Below are 14,699 nucleotides of genomic sequence, written 5' to 3' on the forward strand. Positions count from 1 at the left end.
CCCATGCAGGCGGCCTCCCCCCTTCGCGTTCCTCGACTGTCGCTTGCGGCGGATCGATGACGCTCGCTCACAAGGAGTTTTCGATGAGCAGCGATCCCTTCACCCTTGATATGTTTGGCAGCAGCGCTTTGTCATCAGGACTTGGTCTTGGCGTCGCTGCGTTCGGCGGTTTTGCCGCCAACGACGACGAGCCTGACCCGACCCCGCCCTCTTCTGAGCCGGCTCTGCCGGTGACCAACCGGCCGGTCCCGCGGAAGCAGGGGCAGCGCGCCAACTTCTATCTCGACGATGGCGACCGCGAGCTCGCCGCGAGCTGGAAGGAGCGGGCACGCATCAACGTTGCGGCAATCCTCACCGCCAACGAAATCGAGAAGATGAACCTGCCGGTGACTCCGGCCGCGCAGGCGAGGCTCATCCGCTTCACCGGCTTCGGCGCCGGCGAGCTGGCAAATGGCATGTTCCGGCGGCCGGGCGAAGCCGACTTCCGCACAGGCTGGGACGATCTCGGCAACTCGCTGCAATCCGCGGTCAGCGTGGGCGACTATGCGTCGCTTGCCCGTTGCACCCAATATGCCCACTTCACCCCCGAATTCGTCATTCGGGCAATCTGGATGGGCATTCAACGTCTCGGCTGGCGCGGCGGCCGTGTGTTGGAGCCCGGGATCGGAACGGGCCTGTTTCCGGCGCTGATGCCGAAACAGTACCGCGAACTGAGCTACGTCACCGGCATCGAGCTCGATCCCGTCACGGCCCGCATCGCGAAACTGCTGCAGCCGAAGGCGCGCATCATCAATGGCGATTTCGCGCGCGCCGACCTCAATGCGATCTACGATCTTGCCATCGGCAACCCGCCCTTCTCCGATCGGACGGTTCGCTCCGACCGGCAATATCGTTCGCTCGTTCTTCGGCTGCACGATTACTTCATTGCCCGATCGATCGATCTCCTGAAGCCGGGCGCCCTGGCTGCCTTCGTCACCAGCGCCGGCACCATGGACAAGGCGGACGGCACCGCACGCGAACACATCGCCAAGTCCGCCGACCTGATCGCCGCAATCCGACTGCCCGCAGGCAGTTTTCGGCGCGACGCCGGAACGGATGTCGTGGTCGACACCCTCTTCTTTCGCAAACGCAAGGCAGGCGAGCCGGAAGGCGACCTTTCGTGGCTCGACCTGGAGGAAGTCCGGCCGGCTACCAAGGACGAGGGCGCGATCCGCGTGAACAGGTGGTTCGCGCGGCATCCTGATTTTGTCCTCGGCGACCATGCCCTGAGCTCCGGTCCCTTCGGGGAGACCTATACGTGCCGATCACGCGCCGGCGAGGAGCTCGACGCGGCGCTGACGGCAGCCATCGCTCTTCTTCCGGAAGGCCTTTATGACGGCGAGCCGACGGCCATCGACATCGATCTGGAGGACGAGCTTGCCGAGAACGTCGATCTCCGCCCCGACGATGCCAAGATGCGCGAAGGCAGCTATTTTGTCGATGTCAGGCACGGCCTCATGCAGGTCGTCGATGGCGAGCCCGTCGCGGTGCAGGTGCGCAAGGCGCGCAGTGGCGAGGGAATTTCTGAAAAGCACGTCCGGATCATCCGCAAACTGATCCCGATCCGCGAAGCCGTGCGCGACGTCCTGAAAGCCCAGGAACTGGACCGGCCGTGGCGCGAGCTACAGGTGCGGCTGCGCATCGCCTGGTCGAACTTCGTGCGCGATTTTGGCCCGATCAACCACACCACGGTTTCGATCATCGAGGATGAGACGACGGGCGAGGTTCGTGAAACCCATCGCCAGCCGAACCTTATGCCATTTCGCGACGATCCCGACTGCTGGCTGGTTGCCTCCATCGAGGACTATGACCTCGAAACCGACACCGCCAGGCCCGGGCCGATTTTCTCGGAACGCGTCATCGCGCCCCCTTCCCCGCCCGTCATCACCTCCGCAGCCGATGCTCTAGCGGTCGTCCTCAACGAACGCGGGCGCATCGACCTCGATCATATCGCCGAGCTTCTGCATTGCGACACGGATGCGGTTCTCGATGCGCTCGGTGACGCAATCTTTTGCGATCCCGCCGACGGCTCATGGCAAACCTCGGATGCTTATCTCTCTGGGGCCGTGCGCACCAAACTTGCTGCCGCGGCAGCTGCGGCCGAGCTCGATCCCGCTTATGAGCGCAATGTCCGTGCGCTTCAGGCGGTGCAGCCCGCCGACCTTCGCCCGTCTGATATCACCGCACGGCTGGGTGCTCCCTGGATTCCGGCCGCCGATATCGTCGACTTCGTGCACGAGACGATGGGCGCCGAGATCAGGATCCACCACATGCCGGAACTCGGTTCATGGACGGTCGAGGCGCGGCAACTTGGATGGACGGCGGCCGGCACATCCGAATGGGGCACCGACCGACGCCACGCCGGCGAGTTGCTTGCCGATGCGCTGAACAGCCGCGTGCCGCAGATCTTCGACGTCTTCAAGGATGCCGATGGCGAGCGGCGGGTGCTGAACGTCGTCGATACCGAAGCCGCCCGCGACAAGCTGCAGAAAATCAAGACGGCCTTCCAGAACTGGGTGTGGACCGATCCTGATCGCACCGACCGGCTGGCGCGGGTCTATAACGATCGTTTCAATGATATCGCGCCTCGAAAGTTCGACGGCTCCCATCTCATGCTTCCCGGCGCCTCTGGCGCCTTTGTTCTTTATGGGCATCAGAAGCGTGGCATCTGGCGGATCATTTCGTCCGGCTCGGCCTATCTCGCGCACGCTGTCGGTGCGGGCAAGACGATGACCATGGCGGCCGCGATCATGGAACAGCGCCGGCTCGGGCTGATCGCCAAGGCGATGCTGATGGTTCCGGGCCATTGCCTCGTCCAGGCCGCCCGCGAGTTTCTCGCGCTCTACCCGAACGCCCGCATCCTCGTCGCCGACGAGACCAACTTCACCAAGGACAAGCGCGCTCGCTTCCTCTCGCGGGCGGCGACGGCGACCTGGGACGCGATCATCATCACCCATTCGGCATTCCGGTTCATCGCCGTGCCGTCGAGTTTCGAACAGCAGATGATCCAGGATGAACTGCAGCTCTACGAGGAGCTGCTGACCAAGGTCGACAGCGAGGACCGTGTCTCCCGCAAGCGTCTCGAACGGCTCAAGGAGGGACTGAAGGAACGACTGGAGGCGCTGTCCACCCGCAAGGACGACCTGTTGACGATTTCCGAAATCGGCGTCGACCAGATCATCGTCGATGAGGCGCAGGAATTCCGCAAGCTTTCCTTCGCCACCAACATGTCGACCTTGAAAGGCATCGATCCGAACGGTTCGCAGCGTGCCTGGGATCTCTACGTCAAGTCTCGTTTCGTCGAGACGAAGGACCCCGGCCGGGCTTTGGTTCTCGCCTCCGGCACGCCAATTACCAATACGCTTGGCGAGATGTTTTCGGTCCAACGTCAGCTTGGGCACGCGGCGCTGGCCGAACGCGGCCTGCATGAATTCGACGCCTGGGCCTCGACGTTCGGTGACACGACGACGGAACTGGAGATCCAGCCATCAGGCAAATACAAGCCGGTCAGCCGGTTTGCTTCCTTCGTCAACGTCCCGGAACTGATCGCCATGTTCCGGTCTTTCGCCGACGTGGTGCTGCCCGGCGATCTCCGCGACTACGTCAAGGTGCCTGAGATCTCGACCGGCCGCCGGCAGATCCTGACGGCCAAGCCGACCCAGGCATTCAAGAATTACCAGACGGTCCTCGACGCCCGTATCAAGGCGATCGAGATGCGTGAGGGGCCGGCGCAGCCCGGCGACGACATCCTGCTCTCCGTCATCACCGACGGTCGCCATGCCGCCATCGATTTGCGCCTGGTCGACGTGGACAATGACAACGAGCCGGACAACAAGCTCAACTTGCTCGTCCAGAACGCTTTCCGTATCTGGCAGGAGACGTCGCAAAGCACGTTCGTGCGACCCGACGGCAAGCCCTTCGATCTGCCTGGCGCGGCGCAGATGATCTTCTCCGATCTCGGCACCATCAACGTCGAGAAGAGCAGAGGCTTTTCCGCTTACCGCTGGATCCGGGATGAGCTCGTCCGCCTGGGCGTTCCGGCCTCCGAAATCGCCTTCATGCAGGACTACAAGAAGACCGAGGCGAAGCAGCGTCTGTTCGCCGACGTCCGCGCCGGCAAGGTCCGCTTCCTGATCGGCTCGTCGGACACGATGGGGACCGGCGTCAATGCGCAACTGCGCCTTAAGGCGCTGCATCACCTCGACGTCCCGTGGCTGCCTTCGCAGATCGAACAGCGCGAGGGCCGGATCGTTCGTCAGGGCAACCAGCATGACGAGGTCGATATTTTCGCCTACGCCACCCAAGGTTCGCTTGACGCCTCGATGTGGCAGAACAACGAACGCAAGGCCCGCTTCATCGCGGCGGCGCTGTCTGGCGATACCTCGATCCGCCGGCTGGAAGATCTCGGGGAAGGAGCGGCCAATCAGTTCGCCATGGCGAAGGCGATTGCCAGTGGCGACGAACGCCTGATGCAGAAGGCGGGACTCGAGGCGGACATTGCCCGGCTCGAACGGCTGCGCGCCGCCCATGACGACGATCAATATGCGGTGCGCCGGCAGATCCGCGACGCCGAACGCGATATCGAGATTTCGGAGCGACGTGTTGCGGAAATCGGCAAGGACATTGACCGTCTTGTTCCGACCGCGGCCGAGGCCTTTGCCATGACGGTCGTCGACGAGGCTTTCAACGAGCGGAAAGCCGCCGGTCGCGCCTTGATGAAGGAAATCCTCACCCTGGTTCAGCTCCAGCAGGAAGACGAGAGCGTCATCGCCTCGATCGGAGGCTTCGATCTCGTCTATTTCGGCGAGCGATTCGGCAGGGACGATGGGTATCGCTACACGACCCTTCTCCAACGCACTGGAGCGGATTACGAAATCGATCTGCCGGTGACCGTGACGCCGCTTGGCGCTACCTCCCGCCTCGAAAACGCGCTCGACGGTTTTGACGAGGAGCAGGAACGCTATCGCCATCGCCTTCATGACGCCCAGCGGCGTCTCGCCTCCTACCGCTCGCGCGAGGGCGGCCTGTTTGCGTTTTCCGAAGAACTCGCCGAGAAGCGCCGGCAACTACGGGACGTCGATCAGGCATTGGCAGCCGTGGCACGCGAGGAGGGTTTGGCCCACTCGGAAGCGGCCTGAGGTCTGACGCCATTTGCCTGACCTCCATCCGCGGATTTTGGAAGCGCTGCAGCATTCACATAGCTGCAGTGCACAAAAAGTGTTTTCCAAGTGGTCAAAATTCGAGCATAGTGCACACAGCTGATGCACATGGCGGCTTTCCTCCCAGTTCCGCCGCAGCAGCTGTTCCCCTCTGGAGGTTTATTGACCTTCACACTTCATGGGCCGCGGTTTCCGCTGGCCCATTTTTTTATCTCCCATCTATCCCGATCGACATCCAGTCGCTTGCAAGCCGATGCGTTTTTGCAGGCCGGCGGCGTCAGCCGCCGAAATGAGAAGCAGGCAAGGGAGAAAAGGAGGAAGAGGGAGATGAACCGGTCGCAGAGCAGTCGGCTGGTCGCCGCTTCCGCTCAACCGCCGCCTCCGCATCCCGCCACTCGTCCTTCGCAGGGCTGTAAGCCCCGCTCGTCCTTCGCGGCAGCGATGCTCGGCCGCAGTTGCACCCAGCCGCCCGCTCGGCGGTCCGGAAAGTGTCTTCGGAAAGAATGAAGACGCGAGAAGGGCAGGCAGAGGGCCGTGTCCAATCCCCGACAAGGAGCATCCCATGCAACTGATGAAGGTCGATCCGCGTGCGCTGAAGGACAACCCCGACAACACGCGCCAATCGAAGTCGACGCCGCAGGCCGACGCCCTGCTTTTGGCGACGATCAAGGCCGTCGGCGTGATCCAGCCGCCGGTCATTTTCCCGGAAGTCGGCGGCAACGGTTACATCATCGAAGCCGGTCACCGGCGCACTCGAATGGCGATTGCCGCCGGTCTCGAGGAAATCGACGTGATCGTCGTTGAGGCGGCCAACGACAACGGCGCCATGCGCTCGATGGTCGAGAACATTGCGCGCGAGCCGCTCAATCCGGTCGACCAATGGCGGGGCATCGAGCGGCTGGTCGCGCTCGGCTGGACCGAGGAGGCGATCGCGGTGGCGCTCGCGCTTCCCGTCCGCCAGATCCGCAAGCTTCGTCTGCTCGCCAACGTGCTGCCTTCCATGCTCGACCAGATGGCGAAGGGGGACATGCCCAACGAGCAGCAGCTAAGGACGATCGCGGCCGCATCGTCCGAAGAGCAGAAAGAGGTCTGGAAAGCCCATAAGCCGAAGAAGGGCGACACGGCGGCCTGGTGGCAGATCGCCAACGGCCTCTCGAAAACCCGCATGCATGCCCGCGACGCAAGTTTTGGCGACGATCTTCGCCTCGCGTACGGTATCGAGTGGGCCGAGGACCTGTTCGGCCCTGCCGACGAGGACAATCGCTACACCACCAATGTCGAAGCCTTTCTCGGCGCCCAGCAGGAGTGGATGGCGAGCAACCTTCCGAAGAAGGGCGCCATCGTCGAGGTCAACAATTGGGGCCAGCCGGAACTGCCCAAGAAGGCCGAACGCGTCTACGGCAAGCCGGCCAAGGGCGATTGCACCGCGATGTATCTCGATCGCGACGGCAAGGTGCAGAGCGTCCACTACCGGATGCCGGAGGCAAGGAAAACCGAAGGGCGATCCGGTCCGGCCGGCAACGCTTCGACGGAGGCCGACGACGACACCGATGTCGTCGGGAAGACCAGGCCCGAGGTCACGCAGAAGGGCCAGGACATGATTGGCGATTTCCGTACCGATGCGCTGCATGAGGCGCTCGCCCGGGCGCCGATCGAGGACGACATGCTGATGGCGCTCCTGGTCATGGCGTTTGCCGGCACCAATGTTCGGGTCGATTCCGGTGCCAACGACACCGTGTTCGGATCGAAGCGTTTCCAGCGTCATGTCGCGCGCCTCTATTCCGCAGACGGACGCTTGTCGTTCGACATGGACGGCGTGCGTGTCGCCGCCCGCTCCGTTCTCATCGACGTGCTCTCATGCCGGCGCGGCATGTCGAACAGTGGCGTCGTCTCGCGCATTGCCGGTGACGCGATCGGCGCGGACGCTTTCCTTCCAAACATGGGCACCGAGGATTTCCTGCTTTGCCTGTCGCGTCAGGCGCTCGAAGCCGCCGCCAAGTCGGTCAATCTCGTCCCGCGGGCACGGGTCCGCGAAACCCGCGCGGCACTTATCGGTCACTTCGCGGCCGATGCTGCCTTCGTCCTTCCGGCGGCGCTGTTTGCGCCTGACCCGAAGGACATCGCAGATCTTATGAAGCACGCCGATGATCTCACCGGCGACGACGGCGACGGTGCTGAGGGCGAGAACGTCGGTGTCGACAGGTTCGATCCAACAGCGACGGGACATGGCGATCCCGTCGCCGAACCCGTGGGTGATGCCGCCTCCGACGAGGAGGAAACCGCCTACGGGATCGCGGCGGAATAGCCGCCCCCGTCCTTCTCCGCCTGATCTTCCGCCGCCGGTCCTCCCGGCGGCGGTTTCGTTTCCACCACCCACAAAAACCTGAAGGAGGATGCGATGTCCGCGTCTCTGATTTATGACCTCGCCCCGATCGGCTCCATCGTCGCCTGGTCGGATGGTACCCCACGACCGCCCGAGCGCCACAGGAAGAAACTGTCCGCTTGGCAAACACGCAATAGCCAGGGCCGGCTGATCCGCAAGGAAGGCGAGCGCTGCGTCGGCAACACCAGTCTGACACCGTGTTTCACGCTGCATGAAGGCGATCTCGGCGCAAATGGCATCATCACCGTCCGTATCCACCGGACCTTTTCGCTCGATAGCGGCCTGACATTCAAAGTCGTCGAGCGCCCCGCGCTTGGATCTGTTCGCGTCTTCGATCGCCCCGGCGCCAATGCCGAACTCGTTCACCTGGCCGACAATCGGCAGGCGGCCGCGGAATGGCTCACCCGGCACGGCTATCCGCATGCCGTTCTCGAGGAGGCGACTGCCGACGAGGTCGCCGCAGATGAGATCGAAGGGAGGGCTGCGGCATGACTATGCTTTCTTCTGACTCCAACGAAGTCTCCGCCCCTGACGCGTCGGGGGCGGAGTTCGGCAGAAGCGCCGACGGCATGGCTGTCGCACATGTCGGCGATCTCGTCTTCGCGATGGTTCCGGCCCGGGATGGCCAGTATTTTCTCGCCAGCGCCTGGCGCGTGTCACGGCCGCTTGCGGAACTGAAGCGCGATGATTTCTATTCGCACTACGGCTCTGTTGAGGGCGAAGCCGCTTTCCGAAACCGCATGATCGAACAGGCCGGGCATAGCCGCGAACTGCGGCTCCTATCCCGCCAGACCGTCCGGGTGACCTGCAGCACGCCATGGGGTCCGTCGCAGGGCGCCACCGTCTACGCCGATGGAATTGTCTGCCATACGACGGCAGGTCACGGTGGCTTCAGGCTCTCTGACGCCAGCAATGCCAAGGTCCACCCGATGCTCAGGACAGATGGCGGCTGGTATGAAGAGGACGCTGCCTGGGCAATCGTCGCACTCACCTTTCCGGACCTGTTCACGACCTATGAGCGCAAGTGCGCCGATAAGACTATCCGCGACAGCTGGCCGGACGCCTGGGAAACGATCTTCGGTCGGGCGCTCGCCCCCGGCGAGTCTTACCAGAGAGACGCCCAGGCATTCGCACGAGAGCATGCCGGCGACTGGATCGTCACCGCGGCACTTCGTTCGGACCATCACACTGGTATGATCGAGGTGATCGCCACCATCGGCGGCGCGCGCGGCGAGCGAGTGGAAGAGCGCCGCTTCCTGGTGCAGAGCGACGAATATGCGGCCGGCCGCTTTGGCTTCGTCATCGATGAGACACGGCATGCCGCCTATGAGGGTTCCTCCAGCTTCGCCGCCTGGCGCGGGAGGGCGTCGTAATGTCCAACTCCGAGCAACGCGCCGGGCAGTTTACCAGAATGGAATCGGCGCGACGGCAGACCCAGCACCAGCTCGATCTGATCGACCGGCAGATCATGCGACGCATGATCACGATCATTCCCCAGCTTGGTCGCCGTCACTCCGGCTATCGCCGCGGCAAGGCGCCGGAAGCAGGCGCCTTTCTCGAACGCTACCGGGCCAACCTGGCAGCGATCACCGCCGAGCGTCAGCCGGAAATCGATGCGCTTTCGAGAAAACTCGCCCGACAGGATGCGGCAATCGCGGCGCTGCGGGCGAGAGCCGGGTCCGACGGCACAGTCGTGGCTGCTACCGGTCCGGGAGGCAGGACGCCATGAGCACGATCGGAGACCTGGAGCGAAGAGCAGGCATCGGCGCATCACCGGCGGAGCGCACCGCTTTCTGGCTGCAGTTCCATCACCTCGAAGGCGAAGCCTGCCTCAATGCCGGTGTCGCGGAACTCAGGCGGTTGATCGCTCTAAGGGAAGCACCGGCGGATCCCAGACCAAAAACGCGCACCGTTCGTCGCACACGCGAAACGCTGCCGCCTTTGACGCCGGAACAGGAAGCAGCACTTCAGGCCTATGCCGCCAGGAATGGAAGGCGCTGGAAATCGATCCTCAACAACGCCTGGATGGGCGGGCCGCCGTATGATGACGGCGGTCTGCTTCGTGGACTTCGCAACTCGCACGGTCCCACCTGGCTACAATCCTACCGGTTGCCGAAGCCGGCCAAGCGATAGGTCGAGCGCTTGACGTCGGTGAGCTGGAAAGGCTCAGGCAAGCGGGCGGGCCTGTCGTTTCGTTCGAGGACATCATAGTCCCGCGCCTTGCCGGATCGCCCTTCGGTTTTGCTGCGGTCTGAACCGGCGGCCGTGCGCTTCAAGGCCGCTGTCGCGCCGCGGGGCGGCCGGACCCCGCCGTCCTTCACGGATCAGGCTCGCGTGCTCGTTCGCGGGCAGTTTGCCCTCGTCGCCCGCAAACCGGCTCCGCTCGTCCAGGCAGGACCGGACCCTGAAACGCCCGTCTTCCGCCGGTTGGAATGACCGCACCGAAGGGCAAGCCGGCATGGGCCGGAGCCCGATCGGACGACCTCGAAAGGAAACGATCATGGCCAAGTCCGCACCCTCCTCTCGCCAGTCTGCCCGCGTCGTGCAACTGCGCAAGGGCGCCACTATAGAAATGGTCCGGCTGACATGCCCGGACGCCAGCCAGGCGGTGAAGATCGCCGAGAGTTTCGGCACGGCGGTCATCGACAGCGACGGCATTCGCGACCTGCACGAACGGCTCGTCATCGAGACCGCCGATGCGCTCGGTGAGGGCCTGGGCGACAAGGCGATGCAGATCCACCTGCAGCGGATCGTCGGCGCCTTCGTCGGCTCTGCCCACGGCGCCGGGCAGTTCTACAGCCGCGCTGTCACCGAGGCGCGCGATGCCACCGCCAAGGCCGCCAACGATGCCCGCGACGAGGATCTCGACGGCCCCGTCGGCTATGACAGCGCCGCCCAGCGCAAGCGCGAATTCGCCGCCGACATGGGCATACAGGCCCATTCGCTCAGAATGGCGGCCGAAGGCGCCGTCGCCGCCTATGCCCAGGTGATCGGCGAGACCTGGAAGCCTTTCGACCGGCCGGTCGAGCAGCCGGGTCATTCGCTCAGCCGCAAGGCCGCTGAAGCCCAGATCTCGGCCTTCGACTAGGCCGTGCCGGCGGGGCTCCGGCCCCGCCTCTCGACAAACGCGTGAACGGCAGGTTCCATGGCGGAGCCGGCCTGTTTTCGTGTCGCTGACGCGGCCAATAGGGAAACGGAAATCAGGCGGATGGCACGCCCTTCACGGCCCGTTCCGTTCGTCGGGTCTGCAGGAGCCACCGGCAGATGCAACGGCTCCGCCGTCCTCCACTGAAGTTCCGGCCGTTCCGGTGCATCGGCCGGCTGATCGGCTCCTGCCTTCTGCCCTCCGTAACGGGCCGCGACGGGCGCGGCCTCAAAACGGAGGCTTGAAGATGAGCAATACGGAGAAACAGCGGGTCGATCTTTATACCCGGATCACGGACAGAATCGTTGAGGATCTGGCGAAGGGCGTGCGGCCGTGGATGAAGCCATGGAACGCCGAGAACACGACCGGCCGTATTACCCGGCCGCTGCGTCATAACGGGCAGCCGTATTCCGGCGTCAACGTGCTGCTTCTTTGGTCGGAGGGCAGCGCCCGGGGATATACGTCATCCACGTGGATGACGTTCAAGCAGGCCCTCGAACTGGGTGCTGCCGTCCGCAAGGGCGAAACAGGCGCCACGGTCGTCTTCGCCAGCCGTTTCACCAAGTCCGAAACCGACGGGAACGGCGGCGAGGTCGAGCGGGAGATTCCTTTCCTGAAGGCGTACAGTGTCTTCAACGTCGAACAGATCGACGGACTTTCCGACCAGTATCATCACCAGCCGGCTCCGGTTCTCGATCCCGTCGAGCGCATCGAGAATGCCGATCGGTTCTTCCGCAACACCGGTGCTTCAATTCGCCATGGCGGCAACCAGGCCTTTTTTGCGCCGGCCGCCGACATCGTCCAGATGCCACCATTTGAGAGCTTCAAGGATGCGGCAAGCTACTACGCGACCTTGAGTCACGAGGTCACCCATTGGACGGCGCCGGGCCATCGCCTCGGCCGCGACCTCAGCCGCTATGACGAGGACAAATCCGAGCGGGCGCGAGAGGAACTGATCGCCGAACTCGGCAGTTGCTTCCTGTGCGCCGATCTCGGCATTGCTCCCGAGCTCAGGCCCCGCCCTGATCACGCCTCGTACCTCGACTCCTGGCTCAAGGTCCTGAGCGACGACAGGCGGGCGATCTTCCAGGCGGCGGCGCATGCGCAACGGGCCGTAAGTTTCCTGCATGGCCTACAGCCCGAACGTGCCGACGACCGGCTCGCTGCCTGAGGACTTTAGCGTCGGTCGTTGGTCTCGCCAGCGGCCGGCAACTGTTCAGGCCTCAACGTGGGGAGCGTGTCGGGATCAGCCGTGAGATCCAATTTGCCCCAGATCGAGGTTTTCCGGTCGATCGGCTTGAGCTTCCGGGATGGCTTGATTTCGACGATGGGCGACGATTCGCGAGCACGACGATAGCCCGAAGAACGGCCAACGCAACGCCCTTGCTTGGCTGTTCCCGGACGTTTGATTTTGACATGTGGACGGGGCGGCGAGCCCACCGTTGCAGGGATCCGGCAGGCAGTCGGGGCGCAGCTGCCATCGCCATATTCCCTTCCGCCGCAGATCAGGCCACGTCCTTCGCGGGCTCGATGAGGCGTGTCTGATCGAAAACCGGCTTCGCCTCGATCGTCCTCCCGCAACGGCCTTGCAAAACTTTCTTCCCCTGAGCGCGGTGCGCCCATTCCTCGCGGAACAACAAAGTTTTTCCTGGCCGCCCTCCATTTCAGTCCGGCCCTACGAGCCACCCCATTGCGCAGGCGCCACAGGGACCCCGGGGGTGCGGTCCGATCGTCCCCGATCCTTGCGACAGCCATCGAGGCCGCGATGGGCGCGGCCCGAACAGCAAAGGAATACGACAATGGCAACCATCGGCACCTTCACCTCCACCGAAACCGGCTTCAACGGCTCGATCCGCACCCTCGCCCTCAACGTCAAGGCCCGCATCGCCCGCATCGAAAACCCCTCCGACAAGGGCCCGCACTACCGCATCTACGCCGGCAACGTCGAACTGGGTGCGGCCTGGCAGAAGCGCTCCGAGCAGGATCGCGACTACCTCTCGGTCAAGCTCGACGACCCGAGCTTCCCCGCTCCGATCTACGCGACGCTCACCGAGGTCGAGGGCGAGGACGGCTACCAGCTGATCTGGTCCCGCCCCAACCGGGACTGAGATCCGGACAGGCCCCGCCGCCGAGGCGGGGTCAACCGGCGACAAAGATAAGCCGTCGGCAGGCGTCGAGCCTGCCGCCGGCTTTTTCGGTGCGATACGGAACCGGAATTTGTCTGCTCAGTGGAGGCTATCGTGCCGGGAAGAAATGCCTGCCTCGAGGACGAGCGGTGCCCCCAATTTTGCCTTCGCTCCGGTGCGCCCTCCACTCCGACAAAATCGGCTCCCCCACTCGCCGGCTCCGCCGGTCGCTTCCGCGCTCCTTGACCCCGTCATCTCTTCCCGCCCCGCCGTCTCGTCTTTCACGAACTCAAGGAGATGAGACGATGACCATCGAACAGCACATCGAGGAGCTGCGGGCCGAGTTGAGGAACGCCTGCGACGCCGTCGAGCGGCGCCAGGTCGAAGCGGAGCTTCAGCTCGCCCAGGCTGATCTGGCCGTGGCGCTTGCCGAACAGGACGGCATCATCGAAGCCGAGCCGCCCTTCTGAGGCGGCTCTCATTCTGCTGGATCATGAGCCGGTCCGCCGGATCGACCGGCCTCCCGGCTGTCAGGAGTTTCCCCTCGACACTCTCACCGGCTCGCGCCGGATACGGTCACGTCCCCTCCAGGGCCGTGGGTCTCTTCTCTCTCTGACCTCCTATTTTACTCCAGCAAATCCGGCGTCAAGGACGGCGCGGTTCCCCCAATTTTTCCGCCGCTGCGTTGCACTTCGCTTCTCGGAAAAATCGGTTCCCCCGCTTGCGAGCCGCGTCCCGCGGTCCTTGACCCCTCTTTGCCACGGAGTGGCCGATCTCCGTCATCAAGATGAGGAGATCACACAATGACATCTGACCATAACCTTGCGCTCTACACCAAGCTTTCCGGTTTCCGGCTTGTCGTCCTGGCGAACCGGTTCGGCCGCGACAGCGAATTCTCGCGAGAGCTTCATGATCGCCTGCTCGAAGGACTGGAGGCAGCAATTGGGCGCGTGCGGATTATCATGGCGCTGGAGCGCAGCGTTCTCATCGCGGAGTACCGGCTTGAGGGTGAGGCTGAGATCTTCGGGCGCTTCACCATCAACCTGATGGATGAGCTCGACATCGATTTCGACACGCACGAATTCCGCATCAACGGCGGCGATTGGTCCAGCGCTTTGACGGCTGACTATACCGGCGTCGACATCGACTATCCGAAGCTGATTGCGCTCACCGACGTCGAACTCGGCTCACTTGCGCCGATCATCAAGGATATCACACGCGAAACCGGTATCGCTGTAAGCGCCTCCCGTGTCAGCTACATCAGGTGCCCAGCATCATAATCAATCCGTCGGCGGGCTCGACCATCCGGAGGGCGGCGAGAGCGGCCCTTCGTTGCGCTGCCTGCGAGACCATCGCAATGATGGCGAGAACGGCCAGCTGAGCCTCTTCCTTTCGACCTGCCGTCATCTATCATCGGGGATGCTGCAGCCCCTGCGTCGCGACGCAACCTGCCGCCGCCAGAATTTTCCCCGCCGCCTTCTGCGGCTCCTCGCCGATCAAAATTCAGTCGCCGGCAAGTCCGTTCGTTGCGGCCCTCTGGGTGCGCCCCTCCTTTCCGGTCCGCCGCTTATCCTCGCGATGACCGCAATTCGAAAGGAGAAATACCATGCAACAGCTCGCCAAATTCCTCGCCGCCACTGGCCGCCGGCTCCGCGCCCTCGGCAAAGTGATCAGCCACTTCTTCCGCAAGGGGAAAATCGGCCTGAAGCTTGCGATCAAGATCCCGTTCTTCCTCGATATCGAGGTGTCCTTCGAGACCGATTGGGACCGGCGCCGATGAGGCGCCCACATGGCCCGCTTCGACGGGCCTTTCTCAACTCGCCACAGAGGCGCGCTGGCGGTAGGTA

12 protein-coding genes are annotated in these 14,699 nt (G+C 63.7%); all 12 read left to right on the forward strand.

The genetic code is table 11. The features are described 5' to 3' along the window. The first annotated feature begins 83 nt into the window (after positions 1-83). The 12 genes from CO667_RS27125 to CO667_RS35505 all read left to right on the forward strand — a co-directional run bounded on the left by CO667_RS27125 (position 84) and on the right by CO667_RS35505 (position 14,632). Entirely contained in the window at positions 84-5,177 is a 5,094-nt protein-coding gene (locus tag CO667_RS27125; RefSeq protein ID WP_096771809.1) for a helicase-related protein, read from the forward strand. Positions 5,178-5,760: 583 nt separating this feature from the next. Then, a complete protein-coding gene (locus CO667_RS27135) occupies positions 5,761-7,503 on the forward strand; it encodes a ParB/RepB/Spo0J family partition protein (protein ID WP_096771803.1) in 1,743 nt (580 codons plus the stop codon). 93 nt (positions 7,504-7,596) lie between these two features. After that, entirely contained in the window at positions 7,597-8,073 is a 477-nt protein-coding gene (locus CO667_RS27140) for a hypothetical protein (protein WP_096771804.1), read from the forward strand. Continuing rightward, entirely contained in the window at positions 8,070-8,954 is an 885-nt protein-coding gene (locus CO667_RS27145) for a hypothetical protein (protein WP_096771805.1), read from the forward strand. The genes CO667_RS27140 and CO667_RS27145 overlap by 4 nt, the downstream gene beginning before the upstream one ends. After that, a complete protein-coding gene (locus tag CO667_RS27150; protein WP_096771806.1) occupies positions 8,954-9,310 on the forward strand; it encodes a hypothetical protein in 357 nt (118 codons plus the stop codon). The genes CO667_RS27145 and CO667_RS27150 overlap by 1 nt, the downstream gene beginning before the upstream one ends. Further along, complete coding sequence (locus CO667_RS27155) at positions 9,307-9,714, forward strand: hypothetical protein (protein WP_096771807.1); 408 nt, start codon at positions 9,307-9,309, stop codon at positions 9,712-9,714. The genes CO667_RS27150 and CO667_RS27155 overlap by 4 nt, the downstream gene beginning before the upstream one ends. Positions 9,715-10,081: 367 nt before the next feature. Further along, complete coding sequence (locus CO667_RS27165) at positions 10,082-10,669, forward strand: hypothetical protein (RefSeq protein ID WP_096772370.1); 588 nt, start codon at positions 10,082-10,084, stop codon at positions 10,667-10,669. A gap of 304 nt (positions 10,670-10,973) precedes the next feature. After that, positions 10,974-11,897: a zincin-like metallopeptidase domain-containing protein gene (locus tag CO667_RS27170; RefSeq protein ID WP_096772369.1), complete on the forward strand. Its 924-nt coding sequence runs from the start codon at positions 10,974-10,976 to the stop codon at positions 11,895-11,897. 628 nt (positions 11,898-12,525) lie between these two features. Further along, positions 12,526-12,834, forward strand: a complete 309-nt coding sequence (locus tag CO667_RS27180) for a DUF736 domain-containing protein (RefSeq protein ID WP_011427435.1) — start codon at positions 12,526-12,528, stop codon at positions 12,832-12,834. Between the two features lie 323 nt (positions 12,835-13,157). Then, positions 13,158-13,322 (forward strand): hypothetical protein, encoded by a 165-nt coding sequence (locus CO667_RS35500; protein WP_167669584.1) that lies wholly within the window; start codon positions 13,158-13,160, stop codon positions 13,320-13,322. A 333-nt stretch (positions 13,323-13,655) separates the two neighbouring features. Beyond that, the gene (locus CO667_RS27190) at positions 13,656-14,132 is read left to right on the forward strand and encodes a hypothetical protein (RefSeq protein ID WP_096771505.1); all 477 of its coding nucleotides are present in this window, start codon (positions 13,656-13,658) and stop codon (positions 14,130-14,132) included. Between the two features lie 326 nt (positions 14,133-14,458). Next, on the forward strand, positions 14,459-14,632 hold the full coding sequence (locus CO667_RS35505; protein WP_170961491.1) for a hypothetical protein: 174 nt from the start codon (positions 14,459-14,461) through the stop codon (positions 14,630-14,632). The last annotated feature ends 67 nt before the right edge of the window (positions 14,633-14,699 follow it).

It is taken from the genome of Rhizobium sp. L43, assembly GCF_002531725.1.
Lineage (GTDB): Bacteria > Pseudomonadota > Alphaproteobacteria > Rhizobiales > Rhizobiaceae > Rhizobium.

Excerpts from the sequence above, each read along its gene's own strand:
- CO667_RS27155 (WP_096771807.1), top strand. The coding sequence starts at position 9,307 with ATGAGCACGATCGGAGACCTGGAGCGAAGAGCAGGCATCGGCGCATCA.
- CO667_RS27150 (WP_096771806.1), top strand. The coding sequence starts at position 8,954 with ATGTCCAACTCCGAGCAACGCGCCGGGCAGTTTACCAGAATGGAATCG.
- CO667_RS27125 (WP_096771809.1), top strand. The coding sequence starts at position 84 with ATGAGCAGCGATCCCTTCACCCTTGATATGTTTGGCAGCAGCGCTTTG.
- CO667_RS27180 (WP_011427435.1), top strand. The coding sequence starts at position 12,526 with ATGGCAACCATCGGCACCTTCACCTCCACCGAAACCGGCTTCAACGGC.
- CO667_RS27145 (WP_096771805.1), top strand. The coding sequence starts at position 8,070 with ATGACTATGCTTTCTTCTGACTCCAACGAAGTCTCCGCCCCTGACGCG.
- CO667_RS35500 (WP_167669584.1), top strand. The coding sequence starts at position 13,158 with ATGACCATCGAACAGCACATCGAGGAGCTGCGGGCCGAGTTGAGGAAC.
- CO667_RS27170 (WP_096772369.1), top strand. The coding sequence starts at position 10,974 with ATGAGCAATACGGAGAAACAGCGGGTCGATCTTTATACCCGGATCACG.
- CO667_RS35505 (WP_170961491.1), top strand. The coding sequence starts at position 14,459 with ATGCAACAGCTCGCCAAATTCCTCGCCGCCACTGGCCGCCGGCTCCGC.
- CO667_RS27165 (WP_096772370.1), top strand. The coding sequence starts at position 10,082 with ATGGCCAAGTCCGCACCCTCCTCTCGCCAGTCTGCCCGCGTCGTGCAA.
- CO667_RS27140 (WP_096771804.1), top strand. The coding sequence starts at position 7,597 with ATGTCCGCGTCTCTGATTTATGACCTCGCCCCGATCGGCTCCATCGTC.
- CO667_RS27190 (WP_096771505.1), top strand. The coding sequence starts at position 13,656 with ATGACATCTGACCATAACCTTGCGCTCTACACCAAGCTTTCCGGTTTC.
- CO667_RS27135 (WP_096771803.1), top strand. The coding sequence starts at position 5,761 with ATGCAACTGATGAAGGTCGATCCGCGTGCGCTGAAGGACAACCCCGAC.